Source organism: Teretinema zuelzerae, assembly GCF_021021555.1.
In the GTDB taxonomy this organism is placed as follows: domain Bacteria; phylum Spirochaetota; class Spirochaetia; order Treponematales; family Treponemataceae; genus Teretinema; species Teretinema zuelzerae.
On the sequence record NZ_JAINWA010000003.1, the window covers coordinates 1,194,269 to 1,216,624 of the forward strand.

Sequence of the window (22,356 nt, forward strand, 5' to 3'; positions counted from 1 at the left end):
TAAATCGAGTATACCATAAAATGGAGTTTTAGACGTTAATGATCTCAACTCTCCATAAACGGCTAATATAAGCTTTCTTAGATTACCACCAAATACACCTAGATATTCCCCTTCAAGAACCACAAAAAAGGAGGGGAACGATGTTTCCACCACTGAAAAGCGGGGGCAGATCCCCATTATTGGACGTACTCCAGGCAATTCTGCGGGTACTTTTCGAGCGAATCACTCATGGACCGGGGAGGTATTGAGACTATGCGGTATGACGTTGTAGCCGATAGGAAAGGGCCGGACATGAAGATTGGCAAGGCCGAGGACGTGTGGAAGGCAACTGAGCGCTTTCACAGGGCCAGAAAGGAACATTTCCTGGTCCTCACCTTGAATGGGGCTCACGAGGTGATAAGGCTCAGGATCATCACGATAGGGATAGCTAATCGTTGCCTGGTCCATCCCCGTGAGGTATTTACCCCGGCGCTCCAGGACGGCGCAGTAGCGGTAATTCTAGCCCATAATCATCCATCCGGGCAGCTTGATGCTTCCGAGGAGGATAAATCCATCACAAAGCGGCTCGTAGAAGCTGGCCAGGTCCTCGGAATCCCCGTTTTGGATCACCTGATCGTCACGAAAGGCGGTTGGTTCTCCTTCCTGGAGTCCGGACTCTTGTAATACCTAGGTTATCGCGTGAGGTAATCCCGGATGGTTTCATCGATATCGCGATGAATTTTATCTGACAAGTCCTTTTTCAGATCCGTTAGCAGGGTTTGACGTTCGGCAACCTCGGTGGGCGCTTCAGTCAATAAGAGCTGATATACCTCAAGCCCCAGGGCATGGGCGATTTTCCCAAGGTTCTCTAGACTTGGGCTTTTCCGACCAATTTCAATCTCCCCAATGAATGCGACCGAAGTCTCGGCTAATTCGGCAAGTTTTGCCTGACTTATGCCCAATCGATCCCGGGCGGCCTTCATATTTTTAGCCAATACGGCCTTTGTATCCATGTTTCGTACCCTCTTGTAGCTATCTTATGATTAAGCTACAAGTAAGTACTTGCAATACACACAAAGCTATAACACTCTATAGCCACAAGCAGGTAATAATAGACATTCATGAGAAGCAATCGTTGGAAAGCAGCAAGCTTCTCCTAATTACCTCCTCTAGCAAGAAAACTATCTTGTGTAACAAAAAACGGATTTAACCGGAAAGACCGGCGAAAAAGGAGAATCGAATGAGCGATGTTGATGAAAATGGCAGTGGCGGGTCGGTATCGGTAGTAGTATTCCCGATACTCTCCACTATTGTGATGTTAGTGTACAATTCTTTCTGTAAATTGGGTTGAAAAAAGCAGGCCGATCGGGCTCAAATGGTAAGTGACCAAACCAACCATAAGGAGAACCCGATGGCCTACGAATCAGAATATACACTTTTGGAGCAAGTGATCCAGATGCTGGCAGCGAATGGGGACAATAAATTTTCTCGTGTTATCGAAGTGGTCGTCAATGAGGCCATGAAGATCGAGCGAGCAAAGGCTCTCAACGCCGAACCATATGAACGCACGGAAGAGCGTACTGGGCATGCCAATGGATTTAAAGACAAGACGCTCAATCTTGCGACCGGGAAAGTCCTCTTGAAAGTACCACAAGTTCGCGGGATGGAGTTTTACCCCAGCTGCATCGAGAAAGGCATGCGCAGTGAGCGTGCTCTCAAGCTCGCCATCGCCGAAATGTATGTCAAAGGAGTAAGTACCCGCAGGGTCTCGGATATCGTCGAAATTCTTTGTGGCACCGAAGTCAGCTCGTCCCAGGTCAGCAGGCTGGCAAAGGAGCTCGATGAAGAGATTACGTCTTGGAAGGCGCAGCCTGTCGGACAGATTCAATACTTGGTACTTGATGCGACCTATGAATCGGTGCGCGTCGGTTCCCAGGTGGTCAAGCAGGCTCTTCTAGTGGCTATTGGCGTTGATTACAGCGGGAATCGGCATATTCTTGACGCCGAAGTCGCGAACAGTGAGGCAGAGGTAAACTGGCGTTCCTTTCTCGAGGATCTCGTACGACGAGGGATGCACGGCCTGCGAATGATCACCAGTGATGACCACTCAGGACTGCGCGCTGCAATCGATGCTGTCTTCCCTGGAATTCTGTGGCAACGCTGCCAGTTTCATCTGCAGCAGAATGCCCACTCCTACGTCACGAAAAAAGATGACATCCCGCTGATAGCCGCTGATATTCGGAAGGTGTTCAATGCACCTGACCGCGAGAACGCGGAACGATATTTGCAACAGCTCGTTGAAAAATATCAAAAAACCCATCCGCGTTTAGCGGCTTGGGCCGATGAGAATATACGGGAAGGATTGAGTGTATTCAACATCCCGGAGAATCACAGGAGGAAAATGCGAACATCGAATCTGGCAGAGCGCCAGATGAAGGAGATCAACAGGCGAACGAAAGTAGTGGGTGTTTTCCCGAACGCCGAGAGTTTACTTCGCCTTGCGGCTTCTATGCTGATCGAACAAAACGACCAGTGGCAGAATGACAAACGGTACTTGCCTGAGTCAACCGACCGACCTGCTTTGAACGAAATTTACAGAAAAAAGGTTGCATAATCATTGTGATCCACCTAGTGTTTATCTCCCAAAGCACTCAACGCGCAGGGGTATTCACGTGGATTCTGTATTACCTCACAGGAATAGTAGGGGGCTTTATCGCAGCAGCGATCGCAAATAAGCTTCGGCTTGCGGTGATGCCTGATGCCGTCTACACCTCCGATGGTTTTTGGGGTTTAGTCAAACAGAAGGTATTCTGGGCGGTCGGGCCTCAATTCGTCGGATCCTTAATCATACCTTTCGCTTGGCTATTCTTACGTTTCCCATCGTAACCGAACCGTAAGAAAGAAAGGCTCAAACCAAGGGCGCGGGGACTTACCCCCGCGCCCTATTTATTTTAAAGGAAATCCCAAGATGGAGATGATCTATTCCTATACACGGGCTCAAGCCCTTGAAGACGGCGTACTTGTGGACGTAACCCATACTGCCTCCGCATGCGGTTTACGTGTTCCCGTAGCTATAACCGACACCCTATACCACGGATACATAGAAGCATCTGCGACACAAGCAAAGCTCGGCCAGACCACCGAAGGGAGATTGAAGGACGTACTGATACTGCTTCTCTTCAATGCGGCCTCCTCAGGCAGAAATAAGGCAGAAATTCGGTACCCGGTTACGTTCCTCATGACGGAGGATAAAAGGGAAACCATAACCGTGAAGGCTGTAATAGACGGTGGTGATGACGGAAAACCCGTTATCACGGTCATGCTGGAAAATGAGGATTAACTAATCTCATGCGTACCATACTCCACCCTGGCCCTGAACACGATTCAGGGCTTTTTCATATCCGAGGCAGTCGACGCCACGTGACCAGAGTTAACAGGAGGTTTTCATGGACAAGACATCAGAATTCCCGACAGTGGATCGCGAATTGGTCGAGAGGTTCCTCTCATGTACAGAGGATGGGGCTAATCTTTCCGAGGCAGATAAGGAACGTCTAATCGGAATCAGTATTAGTTGCCAGCTTAATCCGTTCAAACGCGAAGTATACATTAGGAAATCCCTCGCCAAGGGAATTCCAACCGTACAAATCATCACGGGCTACGAGGTATATATCCGTAGGGCAGAACAAACTTCGCTTCTTGACGGTTGGAAGGCCTGGATAGAAGAAACCAAGGACGGATTAAAAGCGAGTGTGGAAATTCGCAGAAAGGACTGGTCCCTACCCTTCATCCATGAGGTCTTTTGGAACGAGGTTGCCCAAAAGACCGCAGATGGCTCTATCTCGGCGTTCTGGGAACGGATGCCCCGATTCCAGCTTAAAAAGGTTGCCATAAGCCAAGGATTCAGGCTCTGTTTCGCGCAGGAGGTTGGCGGCTTTCCGTATGAAGGAGCTGAACTCCCTGAACTAACGGCTCCTGAGACCGCTCAGAATGAAAGGAGAATGAGCACGGAGATACCGGGTCAGAAAATCGCCTCCTCAGCGACGATACAACCTGAATCAATCCCCGACCTGGTTGCGTCCATACATGCCCTGGCCATGAGCAATATCAAGATCATCTCCCAAACCCATCTCGAATGGGTGGAAAACCAGCTTCGAATGGAAAAGACCGAACCACAGCTTCGGGGTCTCCTGAAACACCTTCAGGAAACCATAGATGCGGGCGGCGATATCAACGGAAAACCAAAGCGGATTCCCGCCAAGCGATCCTATCAAGGAACGCCGCGGCGGCCCCGCATTCCCGCAATGACGGGGAAATCCCCAATTCCCCAGGGGACACCTATATTCTAAGGAGGTAATCCATGAACGAACAGGAACGACAGGATCTCGACGAACTCGAAGCGATCCTTTTCAGGATCGAAGGGACGGCCTTACCCGTAACGACCGGCTTCCGCATCGATACCGCAGACAAAGCGGCCTGGGCTGGAAGAAAGATCGTTGAGGCTGAGGATCGTATCGACCATCAAAGGACAGTCGCGGAAGAATACAAACGACGTATTGACGAATGGTTCGAACGCACAATCCGGGAAGATCGCGCTTCGATCAATTACCTTCGGGAGATGCTCAAGCCTTTCGTACTCGCCGAAATTCAGGGGCTGAAGAAGGGGAAAACCCTAAAATACTTCGGCGTCAACATTGCCATGCGGAAACTTCCGGACAAAGCGGATATCGAGGACGAAGACGCAGCAATCCTTTACTGCGAAGAACATCTCCCCCAAGTCGTGGAAATTCGGAAGACTCTCGTAAAAAGCGTGCTTAAAAGGGCCCTCGTCGAGGGATACGAAATCCCTGGTGTCGAGCTAACTCCCGGACCGGAAGAAATGTACATCAGCGGAGATAAAAGCCATGCGACATCCGGGCAGACTAACGCCGCTTAAGGGAGGACCTGATGAGCCCAAATGTCCCAAGTTTCCTCGAACCGCATTGTCCCCATTGCCATTCGCGACACTTGCTCCCGCTCTCAAACAAGACCTTAATAGGGGCCGGAATGGGAGCCGGTCTTGGCGGTGTACTGGCTTGGCTTGGGACCGTCAAGGATCCTCCGACGCTGGAGGTACAGGATATACCCGCAATCCTGGCAGGAGCCCTCACCGGGGCTCTTGCCGGGGCTGCCTTGGGAAGCGAGACGGCCGGGAGCATGATTCAAGACTATCTGTGCCTGAGCTGCTTCCACCATTTTACCTGGATTCGTGGCGCACACAACGATTAAGGAGTAAGAAATGATCGAAATCAGTAAAAACACGGGAACCGGTCTCGACTACGAGAACGCGCTTTTCGTGATCAAATCGATCTCTACGGATGAATCCCGCCCTTTTATGTGCGTGGTCCATGCCGAGGAGACCGAAACCGGCAGCCGCCTTGTCTGTACCGACGGACGGCGGCTCCATCATGCCGAAATCGCCCAAAAGATCCCGACTGGCGAGTATAAACCCCTCATCACGAAAATCGCTGTCTATCTTAAAGGACCGGTCGATGAAGGCCAGTTCCCGAACTGGCAGCGGGTCATCCCCGAAAACGGTACTGATCGCGGTATTATCAACCTTGAAAAAACCTCAATCGGCCGAAACCTGTCCCAAAACGCCGGATTTTCCATCGCCTTTTCCCAGATCATCGAGAAAACCGGCGAAGTCGTCAATATCCGGTACCTGGAAGACCTACCGAAAACCGAGTGGAAAGTTCTTTCGAGCGAGGAAAAGAATCGTCCGCTTGTTTTCAAGAGGCAGGTCTCGGGAAGGGAGATCGTGGCGGTGATCATGCCGATGATCGGGGCGGCTTGAATAATAAAAGACGCATATCACAAGATATGCGTCTTTTATTAGAAAGTATGGTGAATAATCCATCAGATATTTTCACTGCTGTCCAAGATAATTTCATAGACAAAACTCAAATTGCATACAACTGACATCTGGAGCGTGAACAGAAACTGGCGGCGACGACCCGGCAAACCAAAGGTTCAAATCAATACGTTGGAATAATGAAACAGAGATTTCCGAAATAAAATGTGTGAAGCATTTCGTTATACTGCCTGTCGATTTTTTGAGCATTATATACAAAAGGTAAACGATCATAGCAATCCAAATCTGCGTTTTTACCGCATTCTCAGAGGTTCCATAAAAACGTTTTATTTTCAGGTTTTGCTTAATAGTTTTGAAAAAGAGTTCTATGTGCCAACGCTTTCGGTATATTTCAGCAACCTTTTCCGCGCTGCAGCTTATCATGTTCGTAAGTAAAATAATTGCGCTTCCAGTCTCATTATCAACGGTCCGAATACGCCTGAGTTCATTTGGGCATTTGCTTTTTGCAACCTGGCCGGTAAACTGAATGATATGGTCGCTCGATATCTTTGTGGTATGCGTTTTTCTTCGTTTAATTACTTTGTAGGAGGCATTATCTTTAAGTCTGGTAACGAAATAGACACCGTTATCACAAAAATCAGAAAACTGAGCGTAGTTATTGTATCCCTTATCAAAGGTAACAATATCGCCTTTCTTAAGATTCATTTTTCCAAGCGTATTGTTCTCATGCTCTTCTGCATTAGTAATGAACAAATATTCCGGAACTGATTCGCCAACGTCATATTTCACATGGATCTTAACACCGCTTTTTGTCGATCTGAATTTCGCCCATGGGAAATCATTCAGAGAAAATCCGATTGTGGTTGCATCTACGGCATACAGTTTCTTTTCCGTCAACTTACGTGCGCCGCGCTCAAGCGTTGAAAATAATTGATAATACAAGGACTCGAAAAACTCGGAGCCGTGATTTTTATTTGCGTATGAAATCGTTGATCGTTTTATTTCTTTGTTCAGGCCGAGATGGTAAAAAGATTTTTTTTGGCAATTCATTGCATTTTGAATACTACGCAGGCCGTTTTGTCTAGTTATTTGCGCAAAGGCCATGACAACGAATTGATCCCATGTATTGAAATCTTTTCGGAATTTGTCTGATTCCATCGTTTTGCACAGTTTATCAAATTCAGGTCTCTTAACTTGTGATAGAAGCTGTCCAAAAAGTGTGTTATAGTTATTCATACCCGATTTCCTTTTGTGGTAAAGGTTTGTGTGGTAACAAAACTGTATCACGGAAATCGGGTTTTTAAAATAGTTCTATTTATCTTGGACAGCAGTGAGATATTTTAAACAAACACTATTTTTTTTGCAAAAAAGACCAAAAACATATACAATTTTAAAAATATACTTTTTCAACTGCTAAATAATACCACTGCTGTCCAAGATAATTTCATAGACAAAACTCAAATTGCATACAACTGACATCTGGAGCGTGAACAGAAACTGGCGGCGACGACCCGGCAAACCAAAGGTTCAAATCAATACGTTGGAATAATGAAACAGAGATTTCCGAAATAAAATGTGTGAAGCATTTCGTTATACTGCCTGTCGATTTTTTGAGCATTATATACAAAAGGTAAACGATCATAGCAATCCAAATCTGCGTTTTTACCGCATTCTCAGAGGTTCCATAAAAACGTTTTATTTTCAGGTTTTGCTTAATAGTTTTGAAAAAGAGTTCTATGTGCCAACGCTTTCGGTATATTTCAGCAACCTTTTCCGCGCTGCAGCTTATCATGTTCGTAAGTAAAATAATTGCGCTTCCAGTCTCATTATCAACGGTCCGAATACGCCTGAGTTCATTTGGGCATTTGCTTTTTGCAACCTGGCCGGTAAACTGAATGATATGGTCGCTCGATATCTTTGTGGTATGCGTTTTTCTTCGTTTAATTACTTTGTAGGAGGCATTATCTTTAAGTCTGGTAACGAAATAGACACCGTTATCACAAAAATCAGAAAACTGAGCGTAGTTATTGTATCCCTTATCAAAGGTAACAATATCGCCTTTCTTAAGATTCATTTTTCCAAGCGTATTGTTCTCATGCTCTTCTGCATTAGTAATGAACAAATATTCCGGAACTGATTCGCCAACGTCATATTTCACATGGATCTTAACACCGCTTTTTGTCGATCTGAATTTCGCCCATGGGAAATCATTCAGAGAAAATCCGATTGTGGTTGCATCTACGGCATACAGTTTCTTTTCCGTCAACTTACGTGCGCCGCGCTCAAGCGTTGAAAATAATTGATAATACAAGGACTCGAAAAACTCGGAGCCGTGATTTTTATTTGCGTATGAAATCGTTGATCGTTTTATTTCTTTGTTCAGGCCGAGATGGTAAAAAGATTTTTTTTGGCAATTCATTGCATTTTGAATACTACGCAGGCCGTTTTGTCTAGTTATTTGCGCAAAGGCCATGACAACGAATTGATCCCATGTATTGAAATCTTTTCGGAATTTGTCTGATTCCATCGTTTTGCACAGTTTATCAAATTCAGGTCTCTTAACTTGTGATAGAAGCTGTCCAAAAAGTGTGTTATAGTTATTCATACCCGATTTCCTTTTGTGGTAAAGGTTTGTGTGGTAACAAAACTGTATCACGGAAATCGGGTTTTTAAAATAGTTCTATTTATCTTGGACAGCAGTGAAATAATACGATTTAAAGGTATTCTGTATAAGTTCCTATTATTACTAAAAAAGTATAAACCATGATAAAATAATCTAAGGATTTCTGATTAATATAGAGTAATTGGAGTATTTATGGCTGAACCGTTAAAATATATTGTTGAGGATAATACAATAGCTGAACTTTTAGGGGTCCAGAACTTTACTTCTAAAGAATCAGCAATTCTTGAGTTGGTAAAAAATGCGTATGATGCACAAGCCAAAACATTATCGATAATTTTTGATCATAACATCTTATCCATAATTGATGATGGTATAGGTATGGATAAAGAAACAATACTGTTCAACTGGATGCATATCGGCAAAAGTGATAAAGATTACTCAATAATTGATCATCAAACAAATATTGAACGTGTCTTATCCGGATCTAAAGGTATTGGAAGATTTGCACTAGCAAGATTAGGTTCATCAATTAAGTTAATCAGTTCACGAAAGAATTCCTCACCAATAATCTGGGAAACTGACTGGAATTCAAGCTCAGTAGAAAATATACAAAAAACCTCAAAAATTAATACTGGTACACACATCGATATTTTTGAATTACGAGACAGATGGACAGAAGGGTCCATACAAAAATTAACTGACTATTTATCAATAACTTACAATGATACTCAGATGTCAATTAAAATAAAATCAATAAATAAAAATTATGAAGTATCTCAATACTTCCAATCACCAAAGATCGGAAAGAATTTTGTCACGCATATACATATGGACTATAATAGCGAAGACACGTCTTTAATTTGTAGTATAAAAAGCGATGAATTTCGTCAGGATTCTCAAAATATTTGCAAAGAAGTAAATATAAATCATCACCAAAATAAAATCGTCATTATTGATGAAATTGAAAATTCGTTTTCCCATTTTGGAAATAGAGAAGAACTAAAGAACCTATTAGTAAATTTAGGAAATTTTTCTACCGATCTCTATTTTTCCTTAAAGGGACCTAGTCAGAATGACTGTGAAAGATTTTTATACAAGCATGACAATTTAAGCACCAGATATGATAGAGGTGTAGTACTATATCGCAATGCTTTTGGTATCAGTTCATTCGAAGGTGAAAAAGATTGGTTAGGATTCGGAAAGCGATCTCGAAAATCGCCAGCTGCAGCATCACATCCAACTGGTGCTTGGCGAATAAGAGAAAACCAAATCTCTGGAATGGTATGTATAGATAAACGAGAAAATAAATATCTCAAGGATCTTTCAAATCGCCAAGGCCTTGAAGAAAATGAATATTTCGATTTATTTCACTGCTGTCCAAGATAATTTCATAGACAAAACTCAAATTGCATACAACTGACATCTGGAGCGTGAACAGAAACTGGCGGCGACGACCCGGCAAACCAAAGGTTCAAATCAATACGTTGGAATAATGAAACAGAGATTTCCGAAATAAAATGTGTGAAGCATTTCGTTATACTGCCTGTCGATTTTTTGAGCATTATATACAAAAGGTAAACGATCATAGCAATCCAAATCTGCGTTTTTACCGCATTCTCAGAGGTTCCATAAAAACGTTTTATTTTCAGGTTTTGCTTAATAGTTTTGAAAAAGAGTTCTATGTGCCAACGCTTTCGGTATATTTCAGCAACCTTTTCCGCGCTGCAGCTTATCATGTTCGTAAGTAAAATAATTGCGCTTCCAGTCTCATTATCAACGGTCCGAATACGCCTGAGTTCATTTGGGCATTTGCTTTTTGCAACCTGGCCGGTAAACTGAATGATATGGTCGCTCGATATCTTTGTGGTATGCGTTTTTCTTCGTTTAATTACTTTGTAGGAGGCATTATCTTTAAGTCTGGTAACGAAATAGACACCGTTATCACAAAAATCAGAAAACTGAGCGTAGTTATTGTATCCCTTATCAAAGGTAACAATATCGCCTTTCTTAAGATTCATTTTTCCAAGCGTATTGTTCTCATGCTCTTCTGCATTAGTAATGAACAAATATTCCGGAACTGATTCGCCAACGTCATATTTCACATGGATCTTAACACCGCTTTTTGTCGATCTGAATTTCGCCCATGGGAAATCATTCAGAGAAAATCCGATTGTGGTTGCATCTACGGCATACAGTTTCTTTTCCGTCAACTTACGTGCGCCGCGCTCAAGCGTTGAAAATAATTGATAATACAAGGACTCGAAAAACTCGGAGCCGTGATTTTTATTTGCGTATGAAATCGTTGATCGTTTTATTTCTTTGTTCAGGCCGAGATGGTAAAAAGATTTTTTTTGGCAATTCATTGCATTTTGAATACTACGCAGGCCGTTTTGTCTAGTTATTTGCGCAAAGGCCATGACAACGAATTGATCCCATGTATTGAAATCTTTTCGGAATTTGTCTGATTCCATCGTTTTGCACAGTTTATCAAATTCAGGTCTCTTAACTTGTGATAGAAGCTGTCCAAAAAGTGTGTTATAGTTATTCATACCCGATTTCCTTTTGTGGTAAAGGTTTGTGTGGTAACAAAACTGTATCACGGAAATCGGGTTTTTAAAATAGTTCTATTTATCTTGGACAGCAGTGGATTTATTTCTAAAAATAATTGATTCCGGTATTAGTATTTTTGAACGTTACCGGCAAACAATCATACGAGCGATTGTCAAAAACGAAATTACTAATGAACCACATGACACTTCTACACTTCTTCAAAAAGTGCTAGCCAATCCAGAAAAAGCAAAAACACTAACAAACAAGGAAACTCATGCTCTTGCAAGAGAAATCGAGGACATTCAACAAGATTCAAAAAACTCGCGTGATGAAAAAGAGTCAATCGAAAAGAGATATCGATATGATGTCCGTATTCTGAATGTATTAGCAACCTCAGGTTTAAAAGCCACTTCCATTGCACACGAACTTAAAAATGACAGGAACAGCATAAGTGTGAATTATGATTGTATATTAAAAGCCCTCAGGAAGTATGAAGTTTGGGATATTTTATCAACACCAGAACATACCACACATACATATGACAATGTCCCTCTATTGCTAGATCGGAATAGAAAGATAAATCAAAAAATATTAACATTCATGAATACTATGCTAGATGAAGCTGAAAAAGATAAATTTATTACAAAAAAATTAAATATAAAAAAAGAACTCCTTTATATTCAAGAAAAATGGATGAGAGACTATAGAAGCTTAAATATTACACTTTCAATCGATGATGAATTAACATATGATACCACAGAAGATGCAATTTCTGTAATTCTAGATAATCTTATATTGAACAGCATACAACAAAATGAATTATCAAATCAAATTAAAGTTTACATCTCCATTCAAATGCAGAATGATATGTTATTTTTTTCGTACAACGATGATGGTATAGGACTCCCCAAAAAGTATCAGAATGATCCGATGAGAATCTTAGTTGTACACGAAACCTCAAGGAGAAATGGTCACGGTCTAGGTATGTGGATAGTTAATAATACTATACAAATGACTGACAATAATACTATACAAATGACTGGCGGACAAATCAAAAAAATCGAAAGCAAGAAAGGCTTTTTAATATCTTTTGAATTGGGAAACAAATTATGAATACAGAGATCAAAATAGTGTATATTGACGATATTAGTGACGAACAAATATCACAATACTTAGATGAAATTTATTCAAAAGAACCATTAATATTTCAAGAAAACCAAAATGTAAACATCATTAAACACACGCTAGAAGTCCCATTTACTCATAACTACAAAGAGACACTCAACGATGTTCGCGTAAAATCAGCAAATGTCATTTTAGTTGATAACCATCTTTTTGAAGAACAAGCATCTGATGGAGGAAAGTTTTCTGGAAAGCAGTTTAAAATAATACTACGAAAAATACTTCCATTTGTAGAAGTCCTGATTATTACGCAGGACACAAGTTTAAAGGGAGAAAATATTATCTATAAATACCCAGGGGGAAATATTCCTGAAACATATACTGATTATTACAATCGAAATCTTGCTCCGGCACTAGATAAAGCCATACAAGAGAATTGCTATTATCAAGAGCTTGCTGAAGAATTACAACAAAACACAGAGATAGAAAGATTCCTAATTGAGAAAGTATTACAATCTGTGCATGGTGATGATTCATATGATGATTTGTCAAAACAGGATATAGATGTATTAATTCAAAATTTTAATGAGCTAAAAGAAAAATTAACACATGAATAATGACTACCGGCTAACAAAATCATGTCCTCAGTTTTGTAATATCAAAGAAAAAAAACAAGAATTAACTAATAAAATTAAACGCGAGCACCCTCGATGTAAAAATATGTATAATAAAATTCATTTACGAAAAGAAAATTATTATCACCTATTTTCTGAAATATATAATCACCGATGTGCTTATTGCGGAGCTTCTACAAATTTTTCTGGTATACTTCTCTTTGAAATTGATCATTTTATATGTGAATCATCTTTCTCAAATGACACAAAGGGAAAAGCAGAAGCAGGCAAAACAAGTAATCTTATCTTTTCGTGTTATACATGCAATAGAGAAAAAGGTCAATTACATATAACTCAACAATACTTTGATTTACTTAATCCAGATAATGGAGCGATTACAAATATTTTTTTTAGAGACGAATTATTCAATATAAAAATATCAGAAAGGTTTCAAGGTGATAAATTTATTAATGATTTTCATTCTAAATTATTACTTGGTAATCAAATCAGACGCCTCGACTATTTATTACTAGAAATACAACAACTAGTGGATTCATTATGCGATGATTCAGAATATTCTGGCCCTTTATACAAATGTATTAATTTACTCATTTTTAAAAAAAATAATATGTGTTACCCACAATGATTTACTGATAACAGGATAATTATATGAATGAAAAACACTCTGGATCATATTACACACCTAATGAAACCATTGCTTTTGCCTTATCTTATATCACAGATCAAAATAAAAAAATCAGTACTATTCTTGAGCCCTGCTTTGGAGATGGAAGATTCATTGATTACCTCTCTTACCTTCCAAATGTTACAAAAATAACTGGTATTGAGCTTTATAAGAATAAGATTACTACATATATGAAAAAACAAAAAAATAAAATAGTGACATTAATTCACTCTGATTTTCTTAAGTATGCAAATACCACCAACGATAAATTTAATTTGATTATCGGAAATCCGCCTTATATCAATATTAAAAATATGTCAAAACAAACTTTAAAACTAGGCAAGAGTATATGTTTAGAACATAAACTACCTGAGAACATTTTTCAAAATATCTGGGTTGGATTTCTTCTTGCGTCAATTGAACTTTTAATTTCAAGCGGAAGTATTTTCTTTATACTTCCCAATGAATTCCTCCAAGTCCAATATGCTGAAAAACTTCGATTATTCTTAGAAACTAAATTCAACACAATCCATGTCATCACTTTCAAAGAATTAATGTTTCCCAAGATTGAACAAGAGACATGTCTAGTCTATCTCACAAATAATGAGAAAGATCTACCATATATCCTTTACAAGCATTATGAAGAACTCAACTCAACAAAGCCTGTATATGAATCACGTATTGAAAGAAACAAACCCTTGAAAAAATGGTCTAATGCCATCCTTTCAGATTGTGAGCATGAATTACTCTCAAAATTGAGCTATAATTATTCGAGGATATCAGAATTAATTTATTGCGCTCCTGGAATCGTCACGGCTGCGAACAGAGAATTTATCCTATCGCATTCTGAAGTTAAAAAATACCAGTGCGATGATTATGTAATCCCAATAATTTCAAAAGCTGCAATGGTTAGAAATGAATTTGAAATTTCAGATGATTTACTCACACTATTATCGACTAAAGATACAAAATTATACCTATTAAATTTATATAATTATGAATTCTCTGATCTTCCTAAAAATCTTCAACAATACTTATCACAAATTGCCATTATAAAACGTAAAGGAATCGAACTTCAAAACAGTTATAAATGTTCAAGAAGGAAAAAATGGTACGGAATACAAATAACCCAACCCGGACCAGTTTTATTTTTTAAAAGATATGATATTGCACCACGAGTTATCTTAAATCCAAATCTTATTCATACGACTGATATCGCCTACAATATTAAATTTACAAAAGATATAGATCCTGAAAGTTTCGTTTTCTGTTTTTATAATTCATTTACACTAGCACAATGTGAATTCTCTGGACGGTATTATGCAGGTGGAGTTTCAGAATTGACACCGAATGAATTTCGATCACTTTCATTACCTTATAGAAAGATTGATTCTTGTGATCTTTCAACTTTTAAAACAATGATAAAATCCAATGAGCCTATTTATAATATTCTTAGCTTTGTGAATTCTAAAACGTTAAATGCTGAATTAAGTTTAAATGAAATTCAACAAGTGGAAAACATCAGAAAAAAATTACTTACTCGAAGGAGATAAATAGTGTAGTATTTTGCTAATATACACCGTCCTTATGAATAAATAACAAACTTTTATTCCCACATTATAATAAAATCACATGAGAAGATATGTCTGGAGTCAATAAATAAGGAAATATCTACCTGATTATTTTGTCACATTGAATGCCTATAAAAAATCAAAGACTGATATATCCTTTTCTAATTGCAAAATCTAAAGCTTGAGGCAGAGCTTCTACTGGAAACTCTCCCCCTCGTGCAGCTTTTCCATTTTTATCAAACCAAGTAAATTTTATCGATTTTGAAGTTTCAGTTCCATCATCCCATGAGGCAATCCCTAATCTTAGCTCACAACTATTGTCTATCTTTACAGGTTCTGAGTATTCCTTTTTCATAGATTATTCTCCTTTCTTTAACGCAAGATTACGACACAAATAATGTATTATACGCGAAATTAAGTTCTATCCCAGAAATATTGATTACCCAAAAAAACTTAGACCTGCACTTTTCAGTGCAATTTCAAGTATAGATTAACAAACACTAAAAATATTTGTCTATAATGTAATTAACTCTTTATTTGGATAATACAATTGTTTTGCACTTTGATGTATATAAATAGTATTTTCATCCAAAGAAACATCATCGATAACTTTTATAGTAACTGCAGGTCTTTCAAGATCACCAATAAAAAATATACTGTCAGGATATAATGCTGGTCTCTTATTGCTTGGAATACTTTCCCAAGCCTTCTTTGACATTTTTCCAATTTGTAGATCACCGCTCTCATATGTTTCAATTTTCAATTTCATATTATGCTCCTTATTATGATATTATAATATTAATTAAAACAAAAAAGTTTTTTTTATGCTAAAACCCCGTTTTTAGTAAATAACTAAATTTTTTGTTCATCGAATTAACCAATGAAAAAAACATGGTTGATTATATATCGCAATTGAACACTAAGTTAGTAAATAAACCATATGAGTAATTCATCACCTCCGAGAACTTTTATCTCTAGTTCCCCCATATATTTACTACCTCCCACGCCCCCGGCTTCACAGCCTTTCTCACGAACTTCTCCAGCTTATCCTTCCGCCAGAACACCCAGCTATGGAAATCCAGGCACAGATCATAGGGTGTAAACCTATTTAAATGGTACTTTTGGAGCCTCAATTCTATCCGCCAAAGACCATTTTTGAGCCCCAGTTTCTGTGCCCGATTATACTCGCAAACCAAATCCTTCCGTTTTGCCTTGGATTCCACCCTGGCGACCCCATATTCGTCGATATAGTTCCGCTTATAGCATACTCCGTCGTCGCTGTACAGGGTGGACCGGAACTTATGCCCTACCGTCTTGTCCAGCCGCTTGATCGGCCGGGTATTCTGGGGGAAATCTTCCGCTACCTCCATCTCGCACCAACTGAACCCAAGCCGCTTCAAACCTTCGAAGTACAGATACACATTTCTGGGATTATCGACGGTTACACCCTTATCCACGGCAAAGAGCAAGGCAAACCCAACATCCCACCGAAACACCCCTTCCAGGGCCAGCATCCCGAACCAGATGGAGAGCTGGGTTATCATCGGGAGGCCCGGAAGCAATGCTTCCGCGTGGACGTACAGGTCCCAGTATTCCCCGCCCTTGTTGATTACCGAGACCATACCCTTCCCCATGAAACGCCGGGCATTATCCAGGTTCAGGATACGGTTGGATACCCGAAAGCCGATTTTGTCCGGGGAGAGATTTCCCCAATACGACTCGCCCTCGGTCATCTGATTCCACGCAATTTCATTATTTTCCCGGTTTGACATTTATATGCCCCCCAAAATTAGCTTTTCTTGATGGAAATCAGGGATTGAATCCGTGAAAAATCCGCTTTGTTGAGGTATCCCTCATCCCGAAATCGCTCCGCCATCTCCCCGATAAAGGTCAATTCTCCAGCCCCCAGGACTCGCTTCCACTTTTCCTGCGAAACCGTAATACCCACGAATTGGATAAAAAGCTCGGCCACAGAGAGCTGATCTCTATCAGCGGGGCTTTCGGTCACTTTACGGTAAGCCGCGTTGATTGTGATTTCCCCCGAATCCAGAAGAGACCACAATTCCTCGTTCCCCCTGTACAAAATAGTCCTAACCCGTTCGACGATCCGGGCAGATGTACCCGCTTTGACGGCAGTGATCGCTGAAGATCGTTTCGCCTTACCAGATGCGCCACATTGCGCCAGGTACGCCACTTCTGCGCCATCCGCGCCAGTGGCGCACTTCCCGGTCGCGTCGAGTTTCCTAACCAGGTTGAAAATCCTGCTATCCCGGCCATATCGGCCCGGTTTCGTATCGTTGTTCATCATGCGTTTCTCCGTTCATTTCTCGCGGTTGTCAGAAAAAGTGCGCACCGGCTAAACCGCCGGAGCCTTGTCCCGTAAGGGCTCCCGGGACTAAAGAGTGTCAGATAAAATGTCAGATGAAACGCGGAAAATCGTGTAAAACGGGGTTGCTTGACAAATCGCAAATCCTTGCCTATTATGAACTTAGACATCAAGACAAAGTCTGCTTGTGGCCCCACCCTGTGTTCAGGTACTAGTGCTCTCACGGGCATGGAAGTTCAAGTCTTCTTCCGGGGACGATCAGAAGAAAAAAGATCCAAGCGCAAGCTTGGGTCTTTTTTTTGCCTAGCGGAAGAAGACGGTCTTCCTTCCGGGGACTTAAAAATAAAAGGACCGCCTTTCGGCGGTTCTTTTTTTTTATTCTTCCCGGGAGAAGACTTGATCCGGAACAGCCGCCGAGCGAAGGCGAGGAAAAGCGGCCATGGATGGCCGCGGCAGGCTGTACAGGCGTCCCGGAAGACCGAGACAGGATTGTCGAGGTCTGGAGGGCAAGTCTTCTTCCGGGGACGATCAAAAGAAAAAAGATCCGAGCGCAAGCTTGGGTCTTTTTTTTGCCTAGCGGAAGAAGACGGTTTTCTTCCGGGGACTATCTCAGTTTTTATCGGGGCGGCAGACGGATTCCTGTTTCCATGCCCGGGGCGTTTTTCCGGTGACGCGGAGAAACACCTGATTGAAGGAAGACTTCGAGCCGAAGCCGCTGTCCAGGGCGAGCTCGAGGATGGTCTTCTCCGGATGCTCGACGATGAGGCGCTGGATCTCCCGTACCCGGTATTCATTAAGCCAATCCCTGAAATTTTTCCCCATCGAACCGTTCAGAATTTCTGAAAGCTGATGCGCGCTTAAATCCGCGGCGTCTGCGACGGACTGAAGGGTGAGGTGTTCGTCGAGAAAGAGTTTTTTTTCCGTCATCAGCGAGTCGAGTTTTTTACCCGCGGCGGCGACGTCGAGAGTCCCGGTCTTGGGCGAAGCGTAGCGGCCGGAAGTTTTCAGGGCATGACCGATGCCGAGAATCCGCGGGTAACGCAGCACGACGAAGGGCGGAATAAAGAAAATGAGGATCCCGATCAATATCGCGTAGCTGCCCAGAGAAAAAAGGAGCAAGGCCTGGTAGCTCAGATACCAGGCAAGCACCGAAATCCCGAAGCCGGCGAACAACAGGCTGCGGCGGGTCCAGGACTCCGAGCTCCCCCGCTTCAGGCGGATTATGCGAAAGACGAAAAAAGCGAAACAGACGACGAACCAGTCGGCCCAGGAGGCGTGGACGAAGGAAAAAGATGCGGGAAGATGGTCGTATACGCGGGAGTCGGAGAGCTCAAGCATCAAAGAGAGAAGGTCGGGGCGCGCGAGGAGATAGGGCAACGTGGAAAGGGTTGCGGCCAGCGGCGGCAGAAACAACAGCGGGGCGGCTTTGCCGGGAGAACCGTCGTGGTCAGCAAGATATATCAGATAATAGTAGAAACAGGGCGCCGCGAAGTACAGTAAATAGGGATTCAGATACAGAACAAACGGAAGCAGGCTTTCGAGATCGAGCCATACGATCGACTGAAAAACCGCGTTGAAACCGAGGCACGTAAAGGCGGCGCAGCCCCACGCGGCTTTCCGGGACGAAGGGCGGACGGCCAGATGGGCGAGGCCTACGACGACGCAGGAAAACCCCGCGGCGAAAAGACCCAAATACGTGAGAACTTCGAATTCTATCGGCATAATGAAGGAAGTATAGCACGTAAGGGGGATACCGACGAAAAGCCGCGGCCGGGCGGCCGGTTCAGGGATTGAAACGCCTGTACGCGTGTTGGACGACGAGTCCAGAGAGGATCATGCCGACCGTTGCGGTCACATGCACGGCGCTTCCGTTTATGATTTTTTTCGAAAGATTCCAGTCTATCGTTTCACCGCCTTCGGATTGCGCCGGGGCCGATCCCGACGAGGATTCGCATGAGGGCGCCTCGTCGCGCGGGATTTCCGCGACGGTGATTTCGTCCCGGCGGGGCAGGTTTTCGGAACTGAAGACGACGGGAAAATGACCATCGAAGCTCCGTTTCCGCAAGCCCTGCCGGACGAGGCGGGCCAGCGGGCAGCCCTGCGTATCCCAGATGTCGGCGACTTTAAAGCGGGTCGGATCGAGCTTCGCCGCGGCTCCCATCGAAGAAAAAAGAACGGCTCCGGCGGAAACGGCGTGTTCGATGAGATCGAGCTTGAAGGTCAGGCTGTCGATCGCGTCGATGACGTAGTCTCCCGGCCGGATATCGTAGAGATGCGCGTTCTCGCGGGAATAGATGTTCCGTACGGCCGTAACTTCGCAGAAGGGATGGATGGATTTGATGCGCGCTTCGAGCTCCAAAGCCTTGGGCATTCCCTCGTTTGAGACGACAGCTTCGAGCTGCCGGTTGACGTTGCTGAGGCACACGACGTCGGAATCCACCAGAACAAGGGAGCCGATTCCGGAGCGGGAGAGGCCTTCGGCGCACCAGCTGCCTACCCCGCCGAGACCGAACACGAAGGCACGGGAGGATCTGAGGGCATCCAGGGCGGGTTCTCCGGTGATCAGGGCTAATCGTTGAAACACGGGATTTACAGGCATAAGAGACAGCTTACCAATTCAGGCGGATTTGTCAATCATGAGGGTTTAAAAGGACGGCCGGCGGGCACGAAGCAAACTGAACCCGCCGGCGTCTTTCTATTTCGAACCCTTGTACTTAAGCTTTGGAGAGAGCCTGCTCAAGATCCGCGATGATGTCGTCGATATGTTCTATTCCTATGGACAGGCGCACGAGGTCCGGAGGCAGGCCGCTTTCGAGCTGTTCCGCGTCGGACAGCTGGGAATGGGTCGTGCTCGCCGGATGTATCGCGAGGCTTTTCGCGTCGCCTACGTTGGCAAGATTTGAAAAGAGCTCGAGCGAGTCGATGAAGCGCTGGCCCTTCTCCCTCCCGCTCCCCGCGGCGTCGGACTTGATGCCGAATACGACTACGCCGCCGAAGCCGTTCTTGAACTGCCGCTCTGCAGTCGGCCGGGCCGGATCGTCCGAAAGCCCCGGATAGCGCACCCACGCGACTTTCTCGTGCTTTTTAAGCCGTTCGGCAACCTTCAGGGCATTTTCGTTGTGCCGGGCCATGCGGACCGGGAGGCTTTCCGTGCCCTGCAGGAAAATCCAGGAATTGTCGGGAGAAAGGCAGGCGCCGAGGTTCCGCAAGGGATCGGTGCGGAAGCGGAAGGCGAAGGCCGCCGGAGCGAGAGGCTCGGGAAGGTCGTAGGCCCAGCGCAAACCGTGGTAGGCGGGATCCGGCTCGGTCAAGAGGGGCACGTTGCCCTTTCTCCAGTCGAACTTGCCTGAATCTATGACCACTCCGCCGATGCCGGTTCCGTGGCCGCCGATCCATTTGCTCAAACTGTGGATGACGATGTCCGCGCCGTCCTCTATCGGACGGTAGTTCACCGGCGGCGTAAACGTAGAGTCCACGACAAGCGGGATGCGGGCTTCGTGGGCGACCTTCGCGATCGCTTTGATGTCCACTACATCGAGAGTCGGGTTTCCGATGGTTTCCACGAATACGAAGCGGGTTTTCGGAGTGATCGCCTTGCGCACGTTCTCGGGATCGAGCGCGTCGACGAGCTTCACGTTGATTCCCTGATCCTTGAGAAGCACGGTGAACTGCGTGAAGGTTCCGCCGTAAATGTTCCTTGCGGAGACGATCTCGTCGCCGGCGCGGGCCAGGGTCAGAGCCGTATAGTGGATGGCCGCCGTGCCGGAGGACGTTACTACCGCGGCGACGCCTCCTTCGAGAAGAGCCATCCGGTTTTCCAGAACCTGCGAGGTCGGGTCGCCGAGGCGGGAGTATATGAATCCCAATTCCTTCAGGGCGAAAAGGTTCGCTCCGTGTTCGGCGGAATTGAAATTATACGCCGTCGTCCGGTATACCGGGACGGCCCGGGAGTTCGTCGCGGGATCGGGAGTCTGTCCTCCGTGAACCGCGAGGGTTTCAACATGCAACTGCTTCGCCATCGATTTCTCTCCTCTTTTTCATTCTTCGAAAAGCCAGGTTGAAAGATAGCGCTCGCCCGTGTCCGGAAGAATCGCCACAATTGTCTTGCCCTTGTTTTCGGGCCGTTTCGCTATCGTCAGGGCGGCTTCAAGAGCGGCCCCGGAAGATATGCCGATAAGGATGCCTTCTTCCTTGGCCGCGCGGCGGGCTGTCGCGCCGGCTTTCACGTCGTCGGTGAGGTAGATCTCGTCCGCCACGGACTTATTGAGAACTCCGGGAATGAAGCCGGCACCGATTCCCTGAATCTTGTGCGGGCCCGGCTGACCTCCGGAAATAACCGGAGAAGCGGCAGGCTCCACTACCACGACCTTCAGGCCGGGGTTCTTCGACTTCAGATACTCGCCCGCGCCGGTGATCGTCCCTCCCGTGCCCACTCCCGAAACGAATACGTCGATGTTTCCGTTCGTGTCTTTCCAGATTTCAGGGCCGGTGGTCGCGCGATGCACTTCAGGATTGGCAGGATTGTTGAACTGCTGGGGAATGAAGGAGTTCGGGATTTCGGCGGCGAGCTCCTCGGCCTTCGCTATCGCTCCCTTCATTCCTTTCGCGCCTTCGGTGAGCACGAGCTCTGCGCCGTACGCCTTCAGCAGTTTACGGCGTTCTACGCTCATGGTTTCAGGCATCGTCAGTATTATGCGCAAGCCCTTCACGGCGGCCACGGCCGCCAGCGCGATTCCGGTGTTTCCGCTCGTCGGCTCGATGATGACTGTGTCTTTCGTGATTTTTCCTTCTTTCTCGGCCGCTTCTATCAAAGCCCGGCCGATACGGTCTTTCACGCTCGAAAAAGGATTGAAGCTCTCGAGTTTTACATACACATGAGCTTCGCTGTCGTTCAGTCTGTTGATTCTCACCAGGGGCGTATTCCCGATAAGATCCGTGATTTTGTCAACTTTAGCCATAGAAATCTCCTTATGTTTGCAACCCTCGATAACGGGAATGCCCTAATTCCTAGTACTTGTATAGTTATTATATACCA

Annotated in this window: 23 protein-coding genes; 11 read left to right on the top strand and 12 right to left on the bottom strand. The window is 44.2% G+C overall.

What is annotated here, in order from left to right; translation table 11 throughout:
- Positions 1-252 precede the first annotated feature (252 nt).
- The gene (locus K7J14_RS12435) at positions 253-663 is read left to right on the top strand and encodes a JAB domain-containing protein (RefSeq protein WP_230756806.1); all 411 of its coding nucleotides are present in this window, start codon (positions 253-255) and stop codon (positions 661-663) included.
- An 8-nt stretch (positions 664-671) separates the two neighbouring features.
- Here K7J14_RS12435 and K7J14_RS12440 read toward each other — a convergent pair whose 3' ends face one another.
- Positions 672-992 (bottom strand): helix-turn-helix domain-containing protein, encoded by a 321-nt coding sequence (locus tag K7J14_RS12440; protein WP_230756808.1) that lies wholly within the window; start codon positions 990-992, stop codon positions 672-674.
- Between the two features lie 398 nt (positions 993-1,390).
- Between K7J14_RS12440 and K7J14_RS12445 the strand changes: the two genes are divergently transcribed.
- The 5 genes from K7J14_RS12445 to K7J14_RS12465 all read left to right on the top strand — a co-directional run bounded on the left by K7J14_RS12445 (position 1,391) and on the right by K7J14_RS12465 (position 5,812).
- On the top strand, positions 1,391-2,593 hold the full coding sequence (locus tag K7J14_RS12445) for an IS256 family transposase (protein ID WP_230756810.1): 1,203 nt from the start codon (positions 1,391-1,393) through the stop codon (positions 2,591-2,593).
- A 354-nt stretch (positions 2,594-2,947) separates the two neighbouring features.
- Positions 2,948-3,319 carry a DUF6573 family protein gene (locus K7J14_RS12450; protein WP_230756812.1) on the top strand — a complete coding sequence of 124 codons (372 nt, stop codon included), beginning with the start codon at positions 2,948-2,950 and terminating at the stop codon, positions 3,317-3,319.
- A 106-nt stretch (positions 3,320-3,425) separates the two neighbouring features.
- Complete coding sequence (locus K7J14_RS12455) at positions 3,426-4,325, top strand: recombinase RecT (protein WP_230756815.1); 900 nt, start codon at positions 3,426-3,428, stop codon at positions 4,323-4,325.
- A gap of 11 nt (positions 4,326-4,336) precedes the next feature.
- Positions 4,337-4,912, top strand: a complete 576-nt coding sequence (locus K7J14_RS12460; RefSeq protein ID WP_230756817.1) for a host-nuclease inhibitor Gam family protein — start codon at positions 4,337-4,339, stop codon at positions 4,910-4,912.
- 342 nt (positions 4,913-5,254) lie between these two features.
- The gene (locus K7J14_RS12465) at positions 5,255-5,812 is read left to right on the top strand and encodes a hypothetical protein (RefSeq protein WP_230756820.1); all 558 of its coding nucleotides are present in this window, start codon (positions 5,255-5,257) and stop codon (positions 5,810-5,812) included.
- A 93-nt stretch (positions 5,813-5,905) separates the two neighbouring features.
- On the opposite strand, the gene K7J14_RS12470 is transcribed toward K7J14_RS12465, so the two are convergent.
- Both K7J14_RS12470 and K7J14_RS12475 read right to left on the bottom strand, forming a co-directional pair.
- A complete protein-coding gene (locus tag K7J14_RS12470) occupies positions 5,906-7,066 on the bottom strand; it encodes an IS4 family transposase (protein ID WP_230752762.1) in 1,161 nt (386 codons plus the stop codon).
- 208 nt (positions 7,067-7,274) lie between these two features.
- The gene (locus K7J14_RS12475; protein ID WP_230752762.1) at positions 7,275-8,435 is read right to left on the bottom strand and encodes an IS4 family transposase; all 1,161 of its coding nucleotides are present in this window, start codon (positions 8,433-8,435) and stop codon (positions 7,275-7,277) included.
- 210 nt (positions 8,436-8,645) lie between these two features.
- Between K7J14_RS12475 and K7J14_RS12480 the strand changes: the two genes are divergently transcribed.
- Positions 8,646-9,839 carry an ATP-binding protein gene (locus tag K7J14_RS12480; RefSeq protein ID WP_230756823.1) on the top strand — a complete coding sequence of 398 codons (1,194 nt, stop codon included), beginning with the start codon at positions 8,646-8,648 and terminating at the stop codon, positions 9,837-9,839.
- 2 nt (positions 9,840-9,841) lie between these two features.
- Here K7J14_RS12480 and K7J14_RS12485 read toward each other — a convergent pair whose 3' ends face one another.
- Positions 9,842-11,002, bottom strand: a complete 1,161-nt coding sequence (locus K7J14_RS12485) for an IS4 family transposase (RefSeq protein WP_230752762.1) — start codon at positions 11,000-11,002, stop codon at positions 9,842-9,844.
- 94 nt (positions 11,003-11,096) lie between these two features.
- Between K7J14_RS12485 and K7J14_RS16260 the strand changes: the two genes are divergently transcribed.
- The 4 genes from K7J14_RS16260 to K7J14_RS12505 are packed head-to-tail and all read left to right on the top strand — an operon-like array spanning position 11,097 to position 14,977.
- Positions 11,097-12,116: a sensor histidine kinase gene (locus K7J14_RS16260; protein WP_230756826.1), complete on the top strand. Its 1,020-nt coding sequence runs from the start codon at positions 11,097-11,099 to the stop codon at positions 12,114-12,116.
- Entirely contained in the window at positions 12,113-12,742 is a 630-nt protein-coding gene (locus K7J14_RS12495; protein ID WP_230756829.1) for a hypothetical protein, read from the top strand. Before K7J14_RS16260 ends, K7J14_RS12495 begins: the two co-directional genes overlap by 4 nt.
- Entirely contained in the window at positions 12,735-13,385 is a 651-nt protein-coding gene (locus K7J14_RS12500) for an HNH endonuclease (protein WP_230756832.1), read from the top strand. Before K7J14_RS12495 ends, K7J14_RS12500 begins: the two co-directional genes overlap by 8 nt.
- Positions 13,386-13,408: 23 nt before the next feature.
- Positions 13,409-14,977: an Eco57I restriction-modification methylase domain-containing protein gene (locus K7J14_RS12505; protein WP_230756835.1), complete on the top strand. Its 1,569-nt coding sequence runs from the start codon at positions 13,409-13,411 to the stop codon at positions 14,975-14,977.
- Positions 14,978-15,134: 157 nt separating this feature from the next.
- On the opposite strand, the gene K7J14_RS12510 is transcribed toward K7J14_RS12505, so the two are convergent.
- The 8 genes from K7J14_RS12510 to cysK all read right to left on the bottom strand — a co-directional run bounded on the left by K7J14_RS12510 (position 15,135) and on the right by cysK (position 22,279).
- Positions 15,135-15,350 carry a hypothetical protein gene (locus K7J14_RS12510; protein ID WP_230756838.1) on the bottom strand — a complete coding sequence of 72 codons (216 nt, stop codon included), beginning with the start codon at positions 15,348-15,350 and terminating at the stop codon, positions 15,135-15,137.
- Positions 15,351-15,509: 159 nt separating this feature from the next.
- A complete protein-coding gene (locus tag K7J14_RS12515; protein WP_230756841.1) occupies positions 15,510-15,764 on the bottom strand; it encodes a hypothetical protein in 255 nt (84 codons plus the stop codon).
- Between the two features lie 205 nt (positions 15,765-15,969).
- Positions 15,970-16,767, bottom strand: a complete 798-nt coding sequence (locus K7J14_RS12520) for a hypothetical protein (RefSeq protein ID WP_230756844.1) — start codon at positions 16,765-16,767, stop codon at positions 15,970-15,972.
- A 17-nt stretch (positions 16,768-16,784) separates the two neighbouring features.
- Entirely contained in the window at positions 16,785-17,303 is a 519-nt protein-coding gene (locus K7J14_RS12525; protein ID WP_230756847.1) for a hypothetical protein, read from the bottom strand.
- A gap of 627 nt (positions 17,304-17,930) precedes the next feature.
- Entirely contained in the window at positions 17,931-19,043 is a 1,113-nt protein-coding gene (locus K7J14_RS12530) for an AraC family transcriptional regulator (protein ID WP_230756850.1), read from the bottom strand.
- Between the two features lie 61 nt (positions 19,044-19,104).
- The gene (locus K7J14_RS12535) at positions 19,105-19,920 is read right to left on the bottom strand and encodes a tRNA threonylcarbamoyladenosine dehydratase (protein WP_230756853.1); all 816 of its coding nucleotides are present in this window, start codon (positions 19,918-19,920) and stop codon (positions 19,105-19,107) included.
- A gap of 115 nt (positions 19,921-20,035) precedes the next feature.
- Positions 20,036-21,340: an O-acetylhomoserine aminocarboxypropyltransferase/cysteine synthase family protein gene (locus K7J14_RS12540; protein ID WP_230756855.1), complete on the bottom strand. Its 1,305-nt coding sequence runs from the start codon at positions 21,338-21,340 to the stop codon at positions 20,036-20,038.
- Between the two features lie 18 nt (positions 21,341-21,358).
- Complete coding sequence (gene cysK / locus K7J14_RS12545) at positions 21,359-22,279, bottom strand: cysteine synthase A (protein WP_230756857.1); 921 nt, start codon at positions 22,277-22,279, stop codon at positions 21,359-21,361.
- Positions 22,280-22,356: the final 77 nt, after the last annotated feature.

Bases quoted from the DNA above. Each gene is read 5' to 3' on its own strand.
- K7J14_RS12435 (WP_230756806.1), top strand. From the start codon at position 253: ATGCGGTATGACGTTGTAGCCGATAGGAAAGGGCCGGACATGAAGATT.
- K7J14_RS12440 (WP_230756808.1), bottom strand. From the start codon at position 992: ATGGATACAAAGGCCGTATTGGCTAAAAATATGAAGGCCGCCCGGGAT.
- K7J14_RS12445 (WP_230756810.1), top strand. From the start codon at position 1,391: ATGGCCTACGAATCAGAATATACACTTTTGGAGCAAGTGATCCAGATG.
- K7J14_RS12450 (WP_230756812.1), top strand. From the start codon at position 2,948: ATGGAGATGATCTATTCCTATACACGGGCTCAAGCCCTTGAAGACGGC.
- K7J14_RS12455 (WP_230756815.1), top strand. From the start codon at position 3,426: ATGGACAAGACATCAGAATTCCCGACAGTGGATCGCGAATTGGTCGAG.
- K7J14_RS12460 (WP_230756817.1), top strand. From the start codon at position 4,337: ATGAACGAACAGGAACGACAGGATCTCGACGAACTCGAAGCGATCCTT.
- K7J14_RS12465 (WP_230756820.1), top strand. From the start codon at position 5,255: ATGATCGAAATCAGTAAAAACACGGGAACCGGTCTCGACTACGAGAAC.
- K7J14_RS12470 (WP_230752762.1), bottom strand. From the start codon at position 7,066: ATGAATAACTATAACACACTTTTTGGACAGCTTCTATCACAAGTTAAG.
- K7J14_RS12475 (WP_230752762.1), bottom strand. From the start codon at position 8,435: ATGAATAACTATAACACACTTTTTGGACAGCTTCTATCACAAGTTAAG.
- K7J14_RS12480 (WP_230756823.1), top strand. From the start codon at position 8,646: ATGGCTGAACCGTTAAAATATATTGTTGAGGATAATACAATAGCTGAA.
- K7J14_RS12485 (WP_230752762.1), bottom strand. From the start codon at position 11,002: ATGAATAACTATAACACACTTTTTGGACAGCTTCTATCACAAGTTAAG.
- K7J14_RS12495 (WP_230756829.1), top strand. From the start codon at position 12,113: ATGAATACAGAGATCAAAATAGTGTATATTGACGATATTAGTGACGAA.
- K7J14_RS12500 (WP_230756832.1), top strand. From the start codon at position 12,735: ATGAATAATGACTACCGGCTAACAAAATCATGTCCTCAGTTTTGTAAT.
- K7J14_RS12505 (WP_230756835.1), top strand. From the start codon at position 13,409: ATGAATGAAAAACACTCTGGATCATATTACACACCTAATGAAACCATT.
- K7J14_RS12510 (WP_230756838.1), bottom strand. From the start codon at position 15,350: ATGAAAAAGGAATACTCAGAACCTGTAAAGATAGACAATAGTTGTGAG.
- K7J14_RS12515 (WP_230756841.1), bottom strand. From the start codon at position 15,764: ATGAAATTGAAAATTGAAACATATGAGAGCGGTGATCTACAAATTGGA.
- K7J14_RS12520 (WP_230756844.1), bottom strand. From the start codon at position 16,767: ATGTCAAACCGGGAAAATAATGAAATTGCGTGGAATCAGATGACCGAG.
- K7J14_RS12525 (WP_230756847.1), bottom strand. From the start codon at position 17,303: ATGATGAACAACGATACGAAACCGGGCCGATATGGCCGGGATAGCAGG.
- K7J14_RS12530 (WP_230756850.1), bottom strand. From the start codon at position 19,043: ATGCCGATAGAATTCGAAGTTCTCACGTATTTGGGTCTTTTCGCCGCG.
- K7J14_RS12535 (WP_230756853.1), bottom strand. From the start codon at position 19,920: ATGCCTGTAAATCCCGTGTTTCAACGATTAGCCCTGATCACCGGAGAA.
- K7J14_RS12540 (WP_230756855.1), bottom strand. From the start codon at position 21,340: ATGGCGAAGCAGTTGCATGTTGAAACCCTCGCGGTTCACGGAGGACAG.
- cysK (WP_230756857.1), bottom strand. From the start codon at position 22,279: ATGGCTAAAGTTGACAAAATCACGGATCTTATCGGGAATACGCCCCTG.